Annotated in this window: 19 protein-coding genes; 17 read left to right on the top strand and 2 right to left on the bottom strand. The window is 72.1% G+C overall.

What is annotated here, in order from left to right; all coding sequences use genetic code 11:
• Nucleotides 1-24 precede the first annotated feature (24 nt).
• Nucleotides 25-1,578 (bottom strand): GGDEF domain-containing protein, encoded by a 1,554-nt coding sequence (locus tag LQ51_RS06670; protein WP_046563794.1) that lies wholly within the window; start codon nucleotides 1,576-1,578, stop codon nucleotides 25-27.
• Nucleotides 1,579-1,708: 130 nt separating this feature from the next.
• Here LQ51_RS06670 and prmC point away from each other — a divergent pair, with 130 nt between their 5' ends.
• From prmC to LQ51_RS06690, 4 genes are all read left to right on the top strand, one after another.
• Complete coding sequence (gene prmC / locus LQ51_RS06675; protein WP_046563795.1) at nucleotides 1,709-2,599, top strand: peptide chain release factor N(5)-glutamine methyltransferase; 891 nt, start codon at nucleotides 1,709-1,711, stop codon at nucleotides 2,597-2,599.
• Nucleotides 2,599-3,243, top strand: coding sequence for an L-threonylcarbamoyladenylate synthase (locus LQ51_RS06680; protein WP_046563796.1), 645 nt, complete (start codon nucleotides 2,599-2,601; stop codon nucleotides 3,241-3,243). The genes prmC and LQ51_RS06680 overlap by 1 nt, the downstream gene beginning before the upstream one ends.
• Nucleotides 3,244-3,855 carry an arsenate reductase/protein-tyrosine-phosphatase family protein gene (locus LQ51_RS06685; protein WP_046563797.1) on the top strand — a complete coding sequence of 204 codons (612 nt, stop codon included), beginning with the start codon at nucleotides 3,244-3,246 and terminating at the stop codon, nucleotides 3,853-3,855. It begins immediately after the preceding gene.
• Nucleotides 3,856-3,957: 102 nt separating this feature from the next.
• Nucleotides 3,958-6,069, top strand: a complete 2,112-nt coding sequence (locus tag LQ51_RS06690; protein ID WP_046563798.1) for a transglycosylase domain-containing protein — start codon at nucleotides 3,958-3,960, stop codon at nucleotides 6,067-6,069.
• A gap of 105 nt (nucleotides 6,070-6,174) precedes the next feature.
• Here the strand turns inward: LQ51_RS06690 and LQ51_RS06695 are convergent, their stop codons facing one another.
• On the bottom strand, nucleotides 6,175-7,641 hold the full coding sequence (locus tag LQ51_RS06695; RefSeq protein WP_046563799.1) for an SDR family oxidoreductase: 1,467 nt from the start codon (nucleotides 7,639-7,641) through the stop codon (nucleotides 6,175-6,177).
• A 35-nt stretch (nucleotides 7,642-7,676) separates the two neighbouring features.
• Between LQ51_RS06695 and glyA the strand changes: the two genes are divergently transcribed.
• The 13 genes from glyA (at nucleotide 7,677) to LQ51_RS06760 (ending at nucleotide 18,664) form a co-directional block, all read left to right on the top strand.
• Entirely contained in the window at nucleotides 7,677-8,966 is a 1,290-nt protein-coding gene (gene glyA, locus LQ51_RS06700; protein ID WP_197087547.1) for a serine hydroxymethyltransferase, read from the top strand.
• A complete protein-coding gene (locus LQ51_RS06705) occupies nucleotides 8,959-9,390 on the top strand; it encodes a hypothetical protein (protein ID WP_046563801.1) in 432 nt (143 codons plus the stop codon). The genes glyA and LQ51_RS06705 overlap by 8 nt, the downstream gene beginning before the upstream one ends.
• A 173-nt stretch (nucleotides 9,391-9,563) precedes the next feature.
• Complete coding sequence (locus LQ51_RS06710; RefSeq protein WP_046563813.1) at nucleotides 9,564-9,800, top strand: AtpZ/AtpI family protein; 237 nt, start codon at nucleotides 9,564-9,566, stop codon at nucleotides 9,798-9,800.
• A gap of 11 nt (nucleotides 9,801-9,811) precedes the next feature.
• Nucleotides 9,812-10,609 (top strand): F0F1 ATP synthase subunit A, encoded by a 798-nt coding sequence (gene atpB, locus LQ51_RS06715; protein WP_046563802.1) that lies wholly within the window; start codon nucleotides 9,812-9,814, stop codon nucleotides 10,607-10,609.
• A 68-nt stretch (nucleotides 10,610-10,677) separates the two neighbouring features.
• The gene (locus tag LQ51_RS06720; protein ID WP_046563803.1) at nucleotides 10,678-10,911 is read left to right on the top strand and encodes an ATP synthase subunit c family protein; all 234 of its coding nucleotides are present in this window, start codon (nucleotides 10,678-10,680) and stop codon (nucleotides 10,909-10,911) included.
• A gap of 28 nt (nucleotides 10,912-10,939) precedes the next feature.
• Nucleotides 10,940-11,482 carry a F0F1 ATP synthase subunit B gene (locus tag LQ51_RS06725; RefSeq protein ID WP_046563804.1) on the top strand — a complete coding sequence of 181 codons (543 nt, stop codon included), beginning with the start codon at nucleotides 10,940-10,942 and terminating at the stop codon, nucleotides 11,480-11,482.
• A complete protein-coding gene (locus tag LQ51_RS06730) occupies nucleotides 11,482-12,303 on the top strand; it encodes a F0F1 ATP synthase subunit delta (RefSeq protein ID WP_046563805.1) in 822 nt (273 codons plus the stop codon). Before LQ51_RS06725 ends, LQ51_RS06730 begins: the two co-directional genes overlap by 1 nt.
• 75 nt (nucleotides 12,304-12,378) lie before the next feature.
• Nucleotides 12,379-14,031, top strand: a complete 1,653-nt coding sequence (atpA, locus tag LQ51_RS06735) for a F0F1 ATP synthase subunit alpha (RefSeq protein WP_046563806.1) — start codon at nucleotides 12,379-12,381, stop codon at nucleotides 14,029-14,031.
• Nucleotides 14,032-14,033: 2 nt separating this feature from the next.
• Nucleotides 14,034-14,969, top strand: coding sequence for a F0F1 ATP synthase subunit gamma (locus LQ51_RS06740; protein ID WP_046563807.1), 936 nt, complete (start codon nucleotides 14,034-14,036; stop codon nucleotides 14,967-14,969).
• Entirely contained in the window at nucleotides 14,969-16,423 is a 1,455-nt protein-coding gene (gene atpD / locus LQ51_RS06745) for a F0F1 ATP synthase subunit beta (RefSeq protein WP_046563808.1), read from the top strand. Before LQ51_RS06740 ends, atpD begins: the two co-directional genes overlap by 1 nt.
• A 216-nt stretch (nucleotides 16,424-16,639) precedes the next feature.
• Nucleotides 16,640-17,782 carry an LCP family protein gene (locus LQ51_RS06750; protein WP_046563809.1) on the top strand — a complete coding sequence of 381 codons (1,143 nt, stop codon included), beginning with the start codon at nucleotides 16,640-16,642 and terminating at the stop codon, nucleotides 17,780-17,782.
• A 135-nt stretch (nucleotides 17,783-17,917) separates the two neighbouring features.
• Nucleotides 17,918-18,196, top strand: coding sequence for a F0F1 ATP synthase subunit epsilon (locus LQ51_RS06755; protein WP_046563810.1), 279 nt, complete (start codon nucleotides 17,918-17,920; stop codon nucleotides 18,194-18,196).
• Nucleotides 18,197-18,208: 12 nt separating this feature from the next.
• Nucleotides 18,209-18,664 carry a DUF2550 domain-containing protein gene (locus LQ51_RS06760; RefSeq protein ID WP_046563811.1) on the top strand — a complete coding sequence of 152 codons (456 nt, stop codon included), beginning with the start codon at nucleotides 18,209-18,211 and terminating at the stop codon, nucleotides 18,662-18,664.
• The last annotated feature ends 768 nt before the right edge of the window (nucleotides 18,665-19,432 follow it).

Below are 19,432 nucleotides of genomic sequence, written 5' to 3' on the forward strand. Positions count from 1 at the left end.
GACGCCGCCGCCCCGGGCCCGCGCTCAGCTGGCGCGGAGGCGGTCCTTGGCCCGCAGCATCTCCCGGTCCGCCAGCTCGAACGCGGTGCCCAGCGCCTCCCGGACGCTCACCCCGGAGCCGCCGCTCACCTCGGCGAAGCCGATGCTCACCCCGACCGGGGTGCCGGGCACCAGCGACTCCCAGTCCTCGGTCCGCACCGCGGCCTGGATCCGGCGGGCCACCTCGGCCGCCTCCGTCATGCCCGTCTCGGGCAGCACCACCACGAACTCGTCGCCGCCGTAGCGGGACACGAAGTCGCCGCGCCGCATCACCCGGTTGATCACCCCGGCGATCCGCTGCAGCACCAGGTCGCCGGAGTGGTGGCCGTGCCGGGTGTTGACCGCCTTGAAGCCGTCCAGGTCGCAGACGCCGATCACCACCCGGTCGCCGCGGGCCACCACGGCGCCGATGTAGCGCTCCAGCCGGCGCCGGTTGGGCAGGCCGGTCAGCGGGTCGGTCAGCGCCTCGCCCTCGTACCGGGCGGCCTCCCGGCGCATCTCCTCGTGGTCGATCCGGGCGGCGATGCCGTCGATGTAGACGTCGCGCAGCCGGTCGTTGCGCTGGGCCGCCAGCCGGAACGCGTGCCGGTCGGCCCGGTGCGCGGCGGCGTGGTCGCCGGCCCGGGCCAGCGCGATGCTGCGCAGCCGGGGCGCCTCGGCGGCACCGAGCGTCTCCTCGGAGACCCGGATGGTGTCCAGTCGGGCGACCGCCTCGATCGGCCGGCCGTCCGCCACGGCCAGGCAGACCTGGCCGAACTGGCGCAGGTCACGGGCGCGGGCGCTGTCGCCACCGTGGGCCAGCAGCCGGGCCGGGTCGGCGTCGGTGCCGGACTCCGTCCGGTCACCCAGGGCGGCCCGCCGGGAGGCCGCGTACCCGTACGCGGCCAGGCTGCTGGGCCGCAGGTTGCCGGCCCGCCCGTCGCGCAGGAAGCGGCTCAGGTCGCCGGCCACGTCGCGCAGCACCCGCAGGCAGCCGTCGCTGTCGCCGTTGTGGTCCAGGGCGACCGCGTTGCGCAGCCGGATGCCCGGCGCGGCGAAGGTCTCCTCGGGGATGCCGGCGGTGAGCCCGACCTGGCGGGCCCGCTCGATCGCGCCGAGGGCGTGCCCGTGGAAGCTCAGGTAGGAGTAGGCCATCGCCAGGTCGTGCCAGCCCCAGGCGGTGTCCCGGTCCGGGTCGTCGTCGGCGGTGAGCGCCCGGGCCGCCTTCACCAGGTGGGTGACGCAGCGGTCCAGCGCCCCCTGGTGGTGCGCGGCGAGCGCGGCCAGCGCGTTGAGATGCCCGTGCAGGTAGGGCTCGGACAGGTCCCGGACGGCGGCGGAGGCCTCCTCGATGGCCCGGGTGAACTCGGCCGTCCGGCCGAGGTTGATCAGGGCGGAGAGGCGCTGGACCAGCGCGTCGGCCCGGGCGCACGGGTCGGTGGTGGTGCGGATGACCCGGTCCAGCAGGACGCACGCCTCCGCGGAGCGGCTCGCCTCCTGCAAGGCGCGCGCCCGCCGGAGGGCGTCAACCTGGTCAGCGACCCGGTCGAGCCAGCCCACTGCGACCTCCCTGTCGGTGTGCCTCCGGCCGCACCCGCTCGTGCTGTGACCCGCGACGTTTCATGATTATGTCGTGACCTCCCTCCCGCAACACCCGTCCAAAGGGACAGAAGGCGAGCGTCCCTCATCGGTGGTCGCCCGGGCCGCCCGGGCACTCGCCGCCGCCGGCGTCGAGGCGCCCCGGGCCGAGGCCGAGCAGCTGGCCGCGTACGTGCTGGACGTGCCGCGCGGCCGGCTGGCGCTGGCCGACGGGTTCAGCCCGGCGCAGCGCGACCGGCTGGCCGCCCTGGTCGAGCGGCGGGCCGCCCGGGAACCCCTTCAGCATCTCACCGGCACGGCCGGCTTCCGGCATCTGGAGCTGGCGGTCGGGCCGGGGGTCTTCGTGCCCCGCCCGGAGACCGAGCTGCTCGCCGGCTGGGGGATCGAGCAGGCCGGGCCGCTGACCGCGCCCCTGGTCGTGGACCTGTGCAGCGGCTCGGGCGCGATCGCCCTGGCCGTCGCCCAGGAGCTGCCGGCGGCGCGGGTGGTGGCCGTGGAGCGGTCCCCGGCGGCGCTGGACTGGCTGCGCCGCAACGCCGCCGACCGGGCCGCCGCGGGGGACACCCCGATCGAGGTGGTCGCGGCCGACGTCACCGCACCGGACCTGCTCGCCGACCTGGTCGGCCGGGTCGACGTGCTGCTCTGCAACCCGCCGTACGTGCCACGCGCGGTGGCCGTCCCGCCCGAGGTGGCCCGGCACGACCCCGACGAGGCGGTCTTCGGCGGGGCGGACGGGCTGGCCGTGATCCGTCCGGTGCTGGCCCGGGCGGCCGAGCTGCTGCGCCCGGGCGGCGCGCTCGGCGTCGAGCACGACGACACGCACGGCGCGACGGTGCCTGCGCTGCTCGCCGCCGACGGCCGGTACGAGCGGGTCGAGGAGCATCGCGACCTGGCCGACCGGGCACGTTTCGCCACCGCGTCCCGCCGGGCGGACGGCCGGCACGCCGACCCCGCCCCGGCGTGGCAGACTGGCTCCTCGTGATGCTCTACGACTGTCGGTCCCTCGCCGACCGGGACCGCGGCATCGCCGCTGCGATCGAGGCGGTCAAGAACGGTGAGCTGGTCGTCCTGCCGACCGACACGGTCTACGGCATCGGCGCCGACGCCTTCACCCCGTACGCGGTGAAGGCGCTCGCGGACGCCAAGGGGGGCACCCGGCAGGCGCCCCCGGTGCTGATCGGGTCCCGGCACACCCTCGACGGCCTGGTCTTCTCGCTGCCCCGCTCGGCCCGTGAGCTGGTCGAGGCGTTCTGGCCGGGCGCGCTGACCATCGTGGTGGAGCACTCCCCGAGCCTGGCCTGGGACCTGGGCGACTCGTCCGGCACGGTGGCGGTCCGGATGCCGCTGCACCCGGTGGCGCTGGAGGTGCTCCGGGAGACCGGCCCGATGGCGGTGGCCTCGGCCAACAAGGTCGGCCAGCCGGCCGCGCTCACCGCCGAGGAGGCCCGCGACCAGCTCGGCTACGGCGTGCGGGCGTACCTGGAGGCCGGGCCGGCGCTGGATCCGGTGCCGAGCACCATCGTCGACCTCACCGGCGACGTGCCCCGGGTGCTGCGCCAGGGCGCGGTGTCGCTGGAGAAGCTGCGGGACGTGGTGCCGGACATCCTCGACGAGCGGGGGGTCTGAGTGCCGCCGTTCACCGTCCTGCACGTCTGCATGGGCAACATCTGCCGTTCCCCGATGGCCGAGCGGCTGCTGGTGCTGGCCGTCCGCGAACGGCTGGGCCGGCTGGGGGTCGACGCGGGCGGCGCCGACGCGCTGGTGCACAGCCACAGCGCGGGCACCGGTGGCTGGCACGCCGGCGAGGAGATGAACCCGCCGGCGGCCCGGCAGGTCACCGCGCGCGGCGGCGACGTGGCCGGGTTCGCCGCCCGCAAGCTCCGGTCGGACCTGATCGACGCCGCCGACCTGGTCCTCACGGCGACCGCCGACCAGCAGGAGTACGTGGTGGCGCTGCGCCCGGACGCCGCCCCCCGCACCTTCGTGCTCGGTGAGTTCGGCCGGCTGCTGGGCGCGCTGGCGACGGACGGGCTGCCGCCGGCGGAGGCGACCCCGGAGGGGGTGTACGCCCGCGGCGTGGCCCTGGTGGCGGCGGCGGACGCGGCCCGCGAGGGGGCCGGCACGCTGCCCACCGATGACCTGGACGATCCGTGGGGGCGCGGCGACCAGTGCTTCAGCCGGGTGGCCGACGAGATCGAGGAGACGGTGCAGCCGCTGGCCGCCGCCCTGTTGCCCTGACGTTCATCCTTTCTCGCGAACTTCCTGCGCATTTGGCGGCGAAAGCCCTCATTGCGGTCATTCTGGACGGGTCCGTACGGCCGGCTCCTGCGGGGAGAGCTGATGAACCGGGCCCACCTGAACAAGCTGTTCACCGTTCTGCTCGCCGGCGTGCTCGCCGGAATGGCCCTCGCGGCGGCCGCCCTACCGGCCGCGCTGGTCTTCGGGATCGGCTTCAAGAACCTGATGCCCTACACGGCGCTGCCGGAGTCGCTGAAGGCGCCGGAACCGGCCCAGCGCTCCAACCTGTACGCCAGCGACGGCCGCACCCTGATCACCTCGTTCTACGTCGAGGACCGGGTGGACGTGCCGGTCGACGAGGTGGCGCCGGTGATGCGGCAGGCCATCGTGGCCGCCGAGGACGTCCGCTTCTACCAGCACCACGGCGTCGACGTGCGCGGCGTGGTGCGGGCCTTCACGGCCAACCGGCGCGACGGCACCCGGCAGGGCGCCTCCACGCTGACCATGCAGTACGTCCGCAACGCGCTGGCCGGTGACCCCCGGCTGACCGAGGCGCAGCGGGCCCGGGCCACCGAGATCAGCGCCGGTCGCAAGATCCGCGAGATGCGGTACGCGCTGGCCCTGGAGCGCCGGCTGAGCAAGGACGAGATCCTCGGCCGCTACCTGAACATCGCCTACTTCGGCGCCGGGGCGTACGGCATCGCGGCGGCCAGCAAGCGCTACTTCTCCACCACGCCGGCCAAGCTCACGCTGGCCCAGGCGGCGCTGCTGGCCGGGCTGGTCCGCTCGCCCGACACCGACGACCCGATCAACGGCGACGCCGACGCGGCGCTGGCCCGCCGGGCGTACGTGCTGGACCGGATGGCGGAGACCGGGCAGCTGGACGCGGCCACCGCCGCCACCGCGAAGGCCGAGCAGTTGCGGCTCACCCCGAGCGCCACGCCGAACGACTGCACCGCGGTGCCCGCCGCGCACAACGACTGGGGCTTCTTCTGCGACTGGTTCACCCAGTGGTGGAACGCCCAGCCCGCGTTCGGCTCCTCGGTCGACGAGCGGCAGCGGACCCTGCGCCGGGGCGGCTGGAAGATCGTCTCCTCGCTCGATCCGGATGTGCAGGCCGAGGCGATCGATCAGGTGCTGCGGATCTACCCGAAGAGCAACGAGCGGGCCGCCCCGACCGCGGTGGTGCAGCCCGGCACCGGCCGGGTGCTGGCCCTCGCGGTGAACCGCAACTACAGCGTCGCGGCCAACCCGGCCGGGCAGCAGAACTACCCGAACACCGTCAACCAGCTGGTGGCCGGGGGCAACGGCATCGTCGGCTACCAGGCCGGGTCCACCTTCAAGCTCTTCGCCATGCTGGCCGCGCTGGAGTCCGGGCTGCCACTGGCCACCGACTTCGACGCGCCGAGCGTCTACGTCACCCAGTACCCGGTCGACGGCGGGCCGGCGAACTGCGGTGGCAACTGGTGCCCGGCCAACGCCAACCCCACCTGGATGGACGGGCGGCGCACCATGTGGAGCGCGTTCGGCCGGTCGGTGAACACCTACTTCGCCTGGCTCACCGAGCGGGTCGGCGCCGACCGGGTGGTGGAGATGGCGCAGCGGCTCGGCATCGTGCTGCGCGCCCCCGACGACGCCCGGCTGGCCCGCGACGGCGCGAAGAACTGGGGGGCGTTCACCCTGGGCGTCGCGGCCACCACCCCGCTGGACCTGGCCAACGCGTACGCCACGGTGGCGGCCGAGGGCACCTGGTGCCGGCCCACGCCGATCGCCTCGATCACCGACAGCTCGGGTCGGACGGTGGCCGCCGGTGGCCCGGACTGCCGGCAGGTGATCGACACCGACGTGGCCCGGGCGGCGGCCGACGCGGCCCGCTGCCCGGTGGGCGGGCAGTCGATGTACCGGGGCTGCGACGGCGGCACCGCCGAGGAACTGGCGCCCGGGCTGCGCCGCCCGGTGGCCGGCAAGACCGGCAGCTCCGAGCAGAACGCCACCGAGACCGTGGTGGCCTTCACCCCGCAGCTCGCCGTCGCCACCATCGCCGCGAACCCGGACGACACCCGGGACGCGGTGGGCGGGGGCGTCCAGGTCCGGCAGATCGAGGCGGTGGGCCGCCTGCTCGGGTACGCCCTGCGCGACGAGCCCGTCCGGGACTTCGTGCCGCCCAGCCAGAGCGTGGCGCTGCGCCAGACCGCCCCGCGCACCGGCGACTGACGCCCGGGGCGCCGCGCCCGACCGCCCCGCGCACCGGCGACTGACGCCGGGGCGCCGCGCCGGACCGCGCGGGCGCCGGCGACTGACGCCGGGCCGGCAGTCGGGTCAGGAGCCGGGGTGGGTGGCGCCCCGGGCGATGTTGCGGGCCATGCCGCCGAAGACGACCGCGTGGAACGGGGCGACCGACTTCCAGTAGAGGTGGCCGGCCAGGCCGTGCGGGAGGAAGACGGCGCGCTGCACGTAGCGGCTGCCGCCGTCGCCGTCCGGCTCGGCCCGCATCTCCAGCCAGGCCCGGCCGGGCAGCCGCATCTCGGCGCGCAGCCGCAGCAGCTCGCCGGGAATGATCTCCTCCACCCGCCAGAAGTCCAGCGCCTCGCCGACCTGGAGGCGGTGCGGGTCGCGCCGGCCCCGGCGCAGCCCCACCCCGCCGACCAGCCGGTCCAGCCAGCCGCGCACCGACCAGGCCAGCGGGAACGAGTACCAGCCGTGCTCGCCGCCGACGCCCTCGATGACCCGCCAGAGCGCCGCAACCGGCGCCGCCACCGCGCGCTCCCGCAGGTCGGTGTACGCGCTGCCGCCGGACCACGCGGGGTCGCTGGGCAGCGGCTCGGCCGGGGCGTCCGGCCCGCTCGCCGTCGACCAGCGGGTCTCCACCTGGGCGTCGCGCACCTTGGCCAGCGCCAGGGCGACGGCCTGGTCGAAGTCGGTCAGCCCGCCGGGCGGGTCCGGCACGTACCGGGCGATGTCGTGTTCGTGCGCGACCGCCTCGTGGACCAGGCTCTCCACCAGCGGTCGGGCGATCGCGTTGGGCACCGGGGTGATCAGCCCGACCCAGAGCGAGGAGAGCGACGGGGTCAGCGGCCGCACCGGCAGGATGACCCGCCGGGGGAGCCCGGCCACCCGCGCGTAGCGCTGCATCATGTCGTGGAAGGTGAGCACGTCCGGCCCGCCGATGTCGAAGCCCCGGTTCACCTCGGCCGGCAGGTCGGCGCAGGCGACCAGGTAGCGCAGCACGTCGCGGACCGCGATCGGCTGGATCCGGTTGCGTACCCAGCGCGGGGTGACCATCGCCGGCAGCCGCTCGGTCAGGTAGCGCAACATCTCGAACGAGGCGGAACCGGACCCGATGATCACCGCGGCCCGGAGCACCGCGGTCGGCACCCCGCTGCCGAGAAGGATCCGGCCGACCTCGGCGCGCGAGCGCAGGTGCGGCGACGGCACCCCGCGGTCCGCCGCCGGCTCCGGCCCACCCAGGTAGACGATCCGGCGTACGCCCGCCGCGCGGGCGGCCGCCGCGAAGTTGGTCGCCGCCTCCCGGTCGGCCGCCTCGAAACCGGCCTGGCCGAGCGAGTGCACCAGGTAGTACGCCACGTCCACGCCGGCGAAGGCGGCCGGCAGCGTCGCCGGCTTCCGCAGGTCGCCCTCGGCGATCTCGGCCTGTCCGGCCCATGGCACGTCCCGCAGCCGTCCCGCCTTGCGGGCCAGGCAGCGTACGGTGTGCCCCTCGGCGAGCAGCCGGGGCGCGAGCCGCCCGCCGATATAGCCGGTGGCTCCGGTGACCAGGCATCTCACGGTCTCCAGTGTGCGGCTCCGTAGACTCCCTCGTTGTGGAGAACGCGAGGGAAACCTTCTGGGGGCCGGACTTCCAGCAGCTCAGCACCGTGGATCCGGAGATCGCCGGGGTGGTGCTGGGGGAGTTGGCGCGGTTGCGCGGCGGCCTGCAACTGATCGCCAGCGAGAACCTCACCTCGCCGGCGGTGCTGGCCGCGCTGGGCTCCACCCTGACCAACAAGTACGCCGAGGGCTACCCGGGCCGGCGCTACTACGGCGGTTGCGCCGAGGTGGACCGGGCCGAGGAGATCGGCATCGCCCGGGCGACGGAACTCTTCGGCGCCGAGCACGCCAACCTCCAGCCGCACTCCGGGGCCAGCGCCAACCTGGCCGCGTACGCGGCGCTGGTGCAGCCGGGCGACACGGTGCTGGCGATGGACCTGCCGCACGGCGGCCACCTCACCCACGGCAGCCGGGTGAACTTCTCCGGCAAGTGGTTCCATCCGGTCGGCTACACCGTCCGGCCCGACACCGAGCTGATCGACTACGACGAGGTCCGGGACCTGGCCCGGGCGCACCGGCCAAAGATGATCATCTGCGGCGCGACGGCGTACCCGCGGCTGATCGACTTCGCCCGGTTCCGGGAGATCGCCGACGAGGTCGACGCGTACCTGATGGTGGACGCGGCGCACTTCATCGGGCTGGTCGCCGGCCGGGCCGTGCCCTCCCCGGTGCCGTACGCCGACGTCGTCACCTGCACCACCCACAAGGTGCTGCGCGGCCCGCGCGGCGGCATGATCCTCTGCCGGGAGTCGCTGGCGTCCCGGATCGACAAGGCGGTCTTCCCGTTCAGCCAGGGCGGCCCGCTGATGCACGCCGTGGCGGCCAAGGCGGTCGCCCTGCGCGAGGCCGCCCAGCCCGAGTTCCGGACGTACGCCGCCCAGGTGGTCAGCAACGCGCAGGCGCTCGCCGCCGGGCTGACCGAGGAGGGGATGCGGCCGGTCTCCGGCGGCACCGACACCCACCTCGCCCTGATCGACCTGCGCGAGCTGGGCGTGACCGGCGCGGCCGCCGAGGCGCGCTGCGACGCCGCCGGGATCACCCTCAACAAGAACGCCATCCCGTACGACCCGCAGCAGCCGATGGTCGCCTCCGGCATCCGGGTGGGCACCCCGAGCGTCACCACCCAGGGCATGCGGGAGGGCGAGATGCGCCGGATCGCCGCGCTGATCGCCCGGGCGGTCCGGACCGATCCGGAGTCCCCCGGCGGCGCCGACGAGCTGACCCGGGTGGCCGCCGAGGTGACCGAGCTGGTCACCGCCTTTCCGGCGTACCCCCGTGGCTGAGCCGGGGACGCGCGCGGCGGAGGCGGCCGCGGACCGTGGCTGGCGGCTGCGACACCTGCCGGTGCTGCTGGTGGCGTCGGCGGTGCTGGCGGCGCTCGCCGCGGTGGCCGGCGGGGTGACCCACGGCCCGGCCGGCGCGCTGGGCGCGGCGGCCGGGGTGGCCCTCACCGTGGCCAGCTACACCCTCACCACCGTCGTGCTGGCCTGGGCGGACGCCCGCGACCCGCAGCTGGTGCTGCCGTTCGGCGTGGGCGTCTACGTCGCCAAGATGAGCCTGCTCGGCGCGGTGATGGTGCTGGTGGCCTCGACCGGCTGGTCGGGTCTGATCCCCCTCTGCCTGGGCATCGCGGCGGGCGTGGTGGTCTGGACCGGGGTGCACGTCTGGTGGCTCAGCACGGTCCACGCCCGCCGGGTCCACAACTGACCGTCCCATCCTTCGGACGGCGCGCCGGTGTGTCCGCGATCGGTCATTCTCTCAGTGGCGAGGGGGGAGTAGCGTGCCTCGAGACGACTTCGCCCACCCGTGTCCCACACAACCAGGTTGTGCGGGGGGTGAGGCACAGCCTCGTCTCCTCGACTGATATCGTTCGCCCCGTCATGGCCGGTGACCAGAAACCCCCCAACACTGGCGGCCCGGGCGACTCTCCGTCCGGTGCCGGTCAGGGTTGGACCGCGCTCTCGTACCTCATCGGGGGCATGGCGGTCTGGGGCTTCATCGGCTGGCTGGTCGACCGTTGGCTCGACACCGGCGGTATCGCCACCGGCGTCGGGGTCGTGCTCGGTATGGCTGGGGGGATCGTCCTGGTCGTCCGCCGACTGGGCACGCCTACTTAGGAAGGGACGCGGTGTTCGGACAGGCGAACGTCCTGGCTCAGGGCCAGGCGGAATTCCCACCCGGCGTGGGAGACTTCTACCTGCCCAGCATCCTGCCCTGGGGTGCGGAGAACTCGTTCTGGTTCACGAAGATCACTGCGATGGTGTGGATCGCCGTCGGCGTGCTGATCATCTACTTCCTGGCCAGCTACCGGAAGCCGCAGCTGGTGCCCACCAAGAAGCAGTGGCTCGCCGAGTCGATCTACGGCTTCGTGCGCAACAACATCGCGGTGGACATGATCGGCCACCAGGGTGTGCGGTTCGCGCCGTACTTCACCACGCTCTTCTGCTTCGTCCTGCTGACGAACGCGTTCGCGATCATCCCGTTCTTCCAGATCTCGCCGAACTCGCACATCGCCTTCCCGGCCTTCCTCGCCGTGATCAGCTACGTGCTCTTCATCTGGGTCGGCATCCGGCACCACGGCTTCGGCAAGTTCTTCAAGAACTCGCTGGTCCCGCCGGCGCCGTGGTTCATCCTGCCGATCCTGATCCCGATCGAGTTCGCCTCGACCTTCCTCTTCCGGCCGTTCACGCTCGCCGTCCGTCTCTTCGCGAACATGTTCGCCGGCCACATGATCCTGCTGGTCTTCACGCTCGGCGGCTTCGCCATGCTCAACGCCAACGCCTGGCTGGCGCCGGTCTCGGTGCTGTCGTGGCTGATGACGGTCGCGCTGACCTTCCTCGAGTTCCTGGTGATCTGTCTGCAGGCGTACGTCTTCACGGTGCTGACCGCCAGCTACGTGCAGGGCGCGCTCGCCGACGAGCACTGATCCGTTCTTTCGCACCAACCGTTGTCGTCCCGCGTGACCGTCACGCGTGATAACCAGGAGGAACCGTAATGAGCATCCTTGCCGAGGTAACGGGCAGCACCGCTGCCATCGGTTACGGCCTGGCCGCCATCGGCCCGGGCATCGGCGTGGGCCTGGTCTTCTCGGCCTACATCCAGTCGACGGCCCGCCAGCCGGAGTCGTCCCGGATGACCCTCCCGTACGTCTGGATCGGCTTCGCCGTCATCGAGGCCCTGGCGCTGCTGGGCATCGCCTTCGGTTTCATCTGGGCCGGCACCGCCTGATCCAGCCCTTCTGACCGGGAGGTTTCCCATGTACTTCCTCGCCGCACCGGAGGGTGGTGAGTCGACCCACAACCCGATCATCCCTGTCTGGCAGGAGATCGTGGTCGGTGGGATCGCCTTCATCGTGCTCGCGTTCGTGCTGATGAAGTTCGTCTTCCCGCGCATGGAGCAGACGTTCCAGGCCCGGGTCGACGCGATCGAGGGCGGCATCAAGCGCGCCGAGGCCGCCCAGGCCGAGGCCAACCAGCTGCTCGAGCAGTACCGGGCCCAGCTCGCGGAGGCGCGTACCGACGCCGCCAAGATCCGCGACGACGCCCGGGCCGACGCCGAGGGCATCCGCCAGGACATCCTCGCGAAGGCGCGCGAGGAGTCCGACCGGATCATCGCCGCCGGCAAGGAGCAGCTCGCCGCCGAGCGGGCCACCATCGTGCGCGAGCTGCGCACCGAGGTCGGCACCATCGCGGTGGACCTGGCCAGCAGGATCGTCGGTGAGTCGCTCGCCGACGAGGCGCGGCGCAAGGGCACCGTGGACCGGTTCCTGAGCGGTCTCGAGAGCGCGGGGGCCCGCTGATGCAGGCCGCCAGCCGGGAGTCGTACAAGGTCGCGGCGGACCGCCTCGACGCGTACGCCCGCGGCGCGGAGCCGTCGGCGGTGTCCACCACCGCCGACGACATCCTCTCCGTCGCCGCCCTGCTGCGGCGCGAGCCGCGGCTGCGCCGGGCGCTCTCCGACCCGGCCCGATCCGGGTCGGATCGGGCCGGCCTGCTCAGCGAGATGCTGCGCGGCAAGATCGGCGCCGACGCGCTCGACCTGCTCGTCTCGTTGGTCTCCGGCCGCTGGTCGGCTCCGTCGGAACTGCTCGACGGCACCGAGCGGCTGGGCGTCGAGGCGCTCCTGGCGAGCGCGGACAAGGCCGGCGAGCTGGGCGAGGTGGAGGACGAGCTGTTCCGTTTCGGGCAGGTCGTCGCCGGCTCCCCGGAGCTGTCCAACGTGCTCTCCGACCAGATGGCGCCGGTCGCGCAGCGGGCCACCCTGGCCGACCAGCTGCTCGCCGACAAGGCCCGGCCGATCACCGGCTACCTCGTCGGGGTCGCGCTCGCCGGCTTCGGCGGGCGCTCCTTCACCGGAGCGCTCACCCGGCTGGTCGAGCTGGCCGCCGAGCGACGGGACCGCCGGGTCGCGTACGTGACCGTGGCGGCTCCGCTGGATGACGCGGAGGAGCGACGCCTCGGTGCCCGCCTCTCGGAGATGTACGGTCGAGAGGTCTCCGTCAAGCAGACGGTGGACCCCGGCGTGCTCGGTGGGGTGAGTGTCCGGGTCGGTTCCGACCTGTACGACGGCACCGTCCTGCGCCGCCTGAACGAGACTCGCAACGCGCTCGCGAAGCGCTGAGCAGACCTGATTCGTCGCCATCGGACCGGCCGGTACTAGGTATCCCGGGCCCTGAGATACTTAAGGAAGCAGAGGATGGCCGAGCTGACCATCTCGACGGAGGAGATCCGCGGCGCCCTGGAGCGCTACGTCTCCTCCTACACGGCCGACGTCTCCCGCGAGGAGGTCGGCACCGTCGCCGACACCGGTGACGGCATCGCCCACGTCGAGGGGCTGCCCTCGACCAAGACCAACGAGCTGCTGGAGTTCGAGGACGGCACGCTCGGCGTGGCGCTGAACCTCGACGTCCGGGAGATCGGTGTCGTCGTTCTCGGTGACTCCGCCAACCTGGAGGAGGGGCAGCGGGTCAAGCGCACCGACCGGGTGCTCTCCGTGCCGGTCGGCGACGCGTTCCTCGGCCGCGTGGTCAACGCGCTCGGCCAGCCGATCGACGGCCTCGGCGACATCGCCGACGAGGGCTACCGCGAGCTGGAGCTCCAGGCTCCGAACGTGATGTCCCGGCAGTCGGTCTTCGAGCCGCTGCAGACCGGCATCAAGGCCATCGACGCCATGACGCCGATCGGCCGGGGCCAGCGGCAGCTGATCATCGGTGACCGGAAGACCGGCAAGACCACGGTCGCCCTGGACGCCATCCTCAACCAGCGCGACAACTGGCGCTCCGGCGACCCGAAGAAGCAGGTCCGCTGCATCTACGTCGCCATCGGCCAGAAGGCCTCCACGATCGCCTCGATCAAGGGCCAGCTGGAAGAGGCGGGCGCGATGGAGTACACCACCATCGTGGCCTCCCCGGCGTCCGACCCGGCCGGCTTCAAGTACATCGCCCCGTACACCGGCTCGTCCATCGGGCAGCACTGGATGTACGGCGGCAAGCACGTGCTGATCGTCTTCGACGACCTGAGCAAGCAGGCCGAGGCGTACCGGGCCGTGTCGCTGCTGCTGCGCCGCCCGCCGGGCCGTGAGGCCTACCCGGGTGACGTCTTCTACCTGCACTCCCGGCTGCTGGAGCGGTGCGCCAAGCTCTCCGACGAGCTGGGCGGCGGCTCGATGACCGGCCTGCCGATCATCGAGACGAAGGCGAACGACATCTCGGCCTTCATCCCGACCAACGTCATCTCCATCACCGACGGTCAGATCTTCCTCGAGACCGACCTGTTCAACCAGGGCGTGCGGCCGGCCATCAACGTCGGCACCTCGGTGTCCCGGGTCGGTGGCGCCGCGCAGGTGAAGCCGATGCGGAAGGTCGCCGGCTCGCTGCGGCTCAACCTGGCCCAGTACCGCGAGCTGGAGGCGTTCGCCGCCTTCGCCTCCGACCTGGACAAGGCCTCCCGGGCCCAGCTGGAGCGCGGATCCCGCCTGGTCGAGTTGCTCAAGCAGCCGAACTACTCGCCGTACCCGGTGCAGGAGGAGGTCGTCTCCGTCTGGGCCGGCGTCGAGGGCAAGCTCGACGACATCCCGGTGGGCGAGGTCCGGCGCTTCGAGTCGGAGTTCCTCCAGTACCTGCGGCACAAGCACGAGGGTGTCCTGGCCGGGATCGCCGACAACAAGTGGGACGACGACATCATCGGCTCGCTGGACTCGGCCATCACCGAGTTCAAGAAGGTCTTCCTGGGCAAGGAGGACGAGACCCGGCTCAACGAGGCCCCGGCCGCGCCGCTCGAGGGCGAGCAGACCCGCGAGACGGTGACCCGCTTCCGGGACAGCGCGACCGACCGCCCGGCTGAGAGCTGACGATGGCCGCGCAGGTTCGCGTTCTTCGTCAACGGATCCGCTCGGCGAAGTCGATGAAGAAGATCACCAAGGCGATGGAGCTCGTCGCGACGAGCCGCATCGCCAAGGCCCAGGCCCGGGTGGAGGCTTCGCTTCCGTACGCCACGGCCATCACCGGCGTGCTCACCGCGCTGGCCTCGAACGCGCGGATCGACCACCCGCTGCTCACCCCGCGCGAGCGGGTGCGGCGGGCCGGTGTCCTGGTCGTCACCGCCGACCGTGGCCTGGCCGGTGGCTACAGCACCAACGCGATCCGGACCGCCGAGTCGCTGATCGCCCGGCTGCAGGCCGACGGCAAGGAGCCGGTGCTCTACGTCGTCGGCCGCAAGGGCGTGACGTACTACCGGTTCCGCAACCGGGAGATCGCGGCGAGCTGGACGGGCTTCTCCGAGCAGCCGGGCTTCTCCGACGCCCGCGAGGTGGGCGAGACGCTGATCAAGGCGTTCTCGGCCGGCGCGGACGACGTGGACGGCGACGCCGGGGCGGACGGGGTGCTCGGGATCGACGAGCTGCACATCGTCTACACCGAGTTCAAGTCCCTGATGACCCAGACCCCGGTAACGAAGATCATCGGTCCGATGGAGGTCGAGGACCGGCCGCGGTCCGAGGGCCTGGGCCTGCTGCCGGCCTACGAGTTCGAGCCGGAGGCCGAGGCGCTGCTCGACGCGCTGCTGCCGAAGTACATCAACACGCGGATCTACGCGGCGTTGCTCGAGTCGGCGGCCAGCGAGTCGGCGGCCCGGCGGCGTGCGATGAAGAGCGCCACCGACAACGCCGAAGAGATGATCGAGAAGTACACCCGTGAGATGAACACGGCCCGCCAGGCCGGGATCACCCAGGAGATCAGCGAGATCGTCGGCGGCGCGAACGCGCTCGCCGCGTCGGGAAGTGAAGTGTGATGACTGTATCCGCAGTTGCTGGTGGACCAGCTGAGACCAGCACGGCCACGGGTCGCGTGGTCCGGGTCATCGGCCCGGTCGTCGACGCCGAGTTCCCGCGCGACGCCATGCCGGCCCTGTTCAACGCCCTGCACGTGGACGTGACGCTCTCCGGCGGCGAGAAGACGCTGACCCTCGAGGTCGCCCAGCACCTGGGTGACAACATGGTCCGCGCCATCTCGATGCAGCCGACCGACGGTCTGGTCCGCGGCGCCGAGGTGCGGGACACCGGCTCGCCGATCACCGTGCCGGTGGGCGACGCGGTCAAGGGCCACGTGTTCAACGCGATCGGCGAGGTGCTCAACCTCACCGAGGGCGAGACGCTCACGCCGGACGACCACTGGGGCATCCACCGCAAGGCCCCGGCCTTCGCCGACCTGGAGCCGAAGACCGAGATGCTGGAGACCGGCATCAAGGTGATCGACCTGCTCGCTCCGTACGTCAAGGGCGGCAAGATCGGTCTGTTCGGTGGCGCCGGCGTGGGCAAGACGGTGCTCATCCAGGAGATGATCACCCGGGTGGCCCGGAACTTCGGTGGTACCTCGGTCTTCGCCGGCGTGGGTGAGCGCACCCGTGAGGGCAACGACCTGATCGCCGAGATGACCGAGTCCGGCGTCATCGACAAGACCGCCCTGGTCTACGGCCAGATGGACGAGCCGCCGGGCACCCGGCTGCGGGTGGCCCTCTCCGCGCTGACCATGGCGGAGTACTTCCGCGACGTGAAGAAGCAGGAGGTGCTGCTCTTCATCGACAACATCTTCCGCTTCACCCAGGCCGGTTCCGAGGTCTCCACGCTGCTCGGCCGGATGCCGAGCGCGGTGGGCTACCAGCCGACCCTGGCCGACGAGATGGGCGAGCTCCAGGAGCGGATCACCTCCGTCCGGGGCCAGGCCATCACCTCGATGCAGGCGATCTACGTGCCCGCCGACGACTACACCGACCCGGCGCCGGCCACCACGTTCGCCCACCTGGACGCGACCACCAACCTGGAGCGGTCGATCTCCGACAAGGGCATCTACCCGGCCGTGGACCCGCTGGCGTCCTCGTCCCGGATCCTCGCCCCGGAGTTCGTCGGCCAGGAGCACTTCCAGGTGGCCACCGAGGTGAAGCGGATCCTGCAGCGCTACAAGGACCTGCAGGACATCATCGCGATCCTCGGCATCGAGGAGCTCTCCGAGGAGGACAAGGTCACGGTGGGCCGGGCCCGCCGGATCGAGCGCTTCCTCTCGCAGAACACCTACGCCGCCGAGCAGTTCACCGGCGTGCCGGGCTCGACGGTCCCGATCAAGGAGACCATCGAGGCGTTCAAGAAGATCAGCGAGGGCGAGTACGACCACTTCCCCGAGCAGGCGTTCTTCATGTGCGGTGGTCTCGAGGACCTCGAGAAGAAGGCGAAGGAGCTGATGGAGGGCTGAGTCCCCCGTCACACTCCCGGAGGCCGTCCCGACGAATGTCGGGGCGGCCTTCGCCCGTCTGGCCTCGTCGCTAGCAGATGTCCGCTTCCTCGGCAAGCGGTTCGGCGAACTGCGCGGTACCGTTTTGTGACGGCGCGTTCACGTACTGGACGTCGATCTTGTGCAACGGAACCGTTGCCTGCGCCCGTCTACCAGTCGTGGGCGTGACGATGGGAGATGCTCGTGGCTAAGGGTGGCGCCGACGGCGACAAGCGGTCCGTCTGGCGGGGGATCCCGCGCTGGGCGCGCCTGTGCACCGTCTTCGGGGTCGTTCTCCTGGTGCTCAGCGGCGGCACCCTGGTCGGCTACCGCACGCTGGTGCACCGCTACGAAGGTGCCGTCGGCAAGGCCGACCTCTTCGGTGACCAGGCGGCCGGCGCCACCGAGAAGAAGAGCGACATCAAGGGTCCGCTGAACATCCTCCTGGTCGGCATCGACCCGCGGAAGCCGGAAACCCCGCCGCTCGCCGACTCGATCATGATCCTGCACGTGCCGGCCGGGATGGACCGCGGCTACCTCTTCTCCCTGCCCCGGGACCTGCGGGTCAAGATCCCCGCCTTCCCCAAGGCCGACTTCGCGGGGCGTACGGACAAGCTGAACGCCGCCATGTCGTTCGGTAGCCGGGTGTCCGGCCAGAACCCGGACGCCGCCCGCGGCTTCGAGCTGCTCGCCGAGACCGTGCGGCAGGTCACCGGCATCAAGCGCTTCGACGCCGGCGCGATCATCAACTTCACCGGCTTCAAGAAGATCGTCGACGCGATGGGCGGCGTCGACATGTACATCGAGCGGGACGTCACGTCCGAGCACCTGCAGCCGGACGGCACCGCCCGCCAGCTCCGGCCCGGCGGCGGGGGCTACCTCGGCCCGCAGGCCGAGTACAAGAAGGGCAACGCCCACCTCAAGGGCTGGCAGGCGCTCGACTACGTCCGGCAGCGCTACCCGCGCAACGGCGTGCCGGACGCCGACTACGGCCGGCAGCGGCACCAGCAGCAGTTCGTCAAGGCGATGGTGAGCCAGGCGTTCAGCGCCGACGTGGTGACCAACCCGGTCAAGCTCGACAAGGTGCTGCGCGCCGCCGGACAGTCCCTGATCTTCAACGGTCGGGGCAACAGCGTGGTCGACTTCGCCCTCGCCCTGAAGAGCCTCCGCGCCGACTCGATCGAGACGATCAAGCTGCCGGGTGGGCCGATCGAGGTCAACGGGGCGTACAAGGGGGAGCGGTTCGATCCGGCGGTGGAGGACTTCTTCGCGGCGCTCCGCACCGGGCAGGTCGACGCCTTCCTGCTGGAGCACCCCGACTTCAAGCAGAAGAACAGCTAGTCTGACCGCCAGCGGGCCCCGGCACGCGCCGGGGCCCTCGGCTGAGCGTGGCGCAGCTCTCGCCACCCGCCTTGGGCGGCTGTCGGGGCCACGACTAGACTTTCGGCACACCCGCCGCCGCAGCAAGGAGACAGCGTGGCACAGCAGCTTCACGTCGAGCTCGTAGCCGTCGAGGAGAAGGTCTGGTCCGGCGAGGCCGAGATGGTCGTCGCCCGGACGACCGAGGGCGAGCTGGGTGTGCTGCCGGGGCACGCGCCGCTGCTCGGCCAGCTCGCCGAGCCCAGCCAGGTCCGCATCAAGCAGGCCGGTGGCCAGCAGGTCGCGTACGACGTCGCCGGCGGGTTCCTGTCGGTCACCGGTGCGGGCGTCACGGTCCTCGCCGAAAGCGCCACCCCCGCCACTCCGGCGCGCTGAACCGATCCGCCGATGGAGATCGTGGAAGGGATCGGAATCGGCATCGCGGTTGTCATCGCGGCGCTCCTGATCCTCTTCATCCGGCGGGCCCTGTTCACCCGCAGCGGCGGCATCATCCGGCTCAGCGTGCGGGTCTCCACGATGCTCGACGGCCGAGGCTGGTCACCCGGCTTCGGCCGTTTCGTCGGTGACGAACTCCGCTGGTACCGGATGTTCAGCTTCGCCCTGCGACCCAAGCGGGTGCTCTCCCGCAAGGTGCTCGCCGTGGAGCGGCGGCGGCTCCCGGAGGGCCAGGAACGCCTCTCCATGCCGGCCGACTGGGTGATCCTCCGCTGTACCAGCAACCACGCGCCGGTCGAGATCGCGATGGCACGATCCACGGTCACCGGCTTTCTGTCCTGGCTCGAGGCCGCCCCACCCGGGGCGGTCTCGCCGCGTCTGGCCTCGCAGGACTGGCCCGCCGCCTGACCGCCGGTTCCTCCTCGCCGCTCTGTCAGCGGCGTGGCTGGTTGCGGTGGGGTGGGGTGGGGCCCGCCGTGCCCGGCTCCCGGTGGGGTGGGGCCCTTCGTCGACTTAATGACCGCAGAGGGGCGTCCACGATCTCCAACGCTCAGCGTCGACGACGGGCCGGCCGCCCTCCGACTCTGGCTTGATCAACTCGGCATGCGGCAAAGCGGCCCTTCAACCGCAACTCACACCACGACTTGCCGCAATCGGAGTGGATCAACGAGCACAACCGCCACCGGACCACCACCTCTGAGGCCACGGTTCGGACATGCGCCCCAAAACCGGCACGGCGTGCCGGGGTTCGCGGCGGGCCCGGGTGCCGGGAGTCCCGGGCGAGCCGGCCGCCCGCCGCTCGTCGCTCGCGGCTCGTGGCTCGTGGCTCGGCTCCGTCGCTCATGGCTCGTGGCTGGGTGGCTCGTGGCTGGGTGGCTCGTCGCTCGTCGGTCGCCAGGGCTGTTGGGCTGCTGGGCTGCTGGGCGATGGTGAGTGGAACGTCATGGGTGTCTCCCGGGTCCGGACACAGCCATGGCGTTCCACCGACGGGGTGGTGGCCTGCGTGGGCTGGGCGGTTCGGTGCGGTCTGTCCGGTTCTCGGGTGGTGGGCGGCACCCGGGTGGCGGAATGGTTGGCGGGGGCGGGTCGTTGTATACGGGTGAACGGCCGAGCAAGAGCGCCCCGCCCCGGCGGGTGTGGCCCCCCGGGGAATGATGGTGGGCCGCCGGTCGTTAC

Source organism: Micromonospora sp. HK10, assembly GCF_000982955.1.
Classification (GTDB): Bacteria; Actinomycetota; Actinomycetes; order Mycobacteriales; family Micromonosporaceae; genus Micromonospora.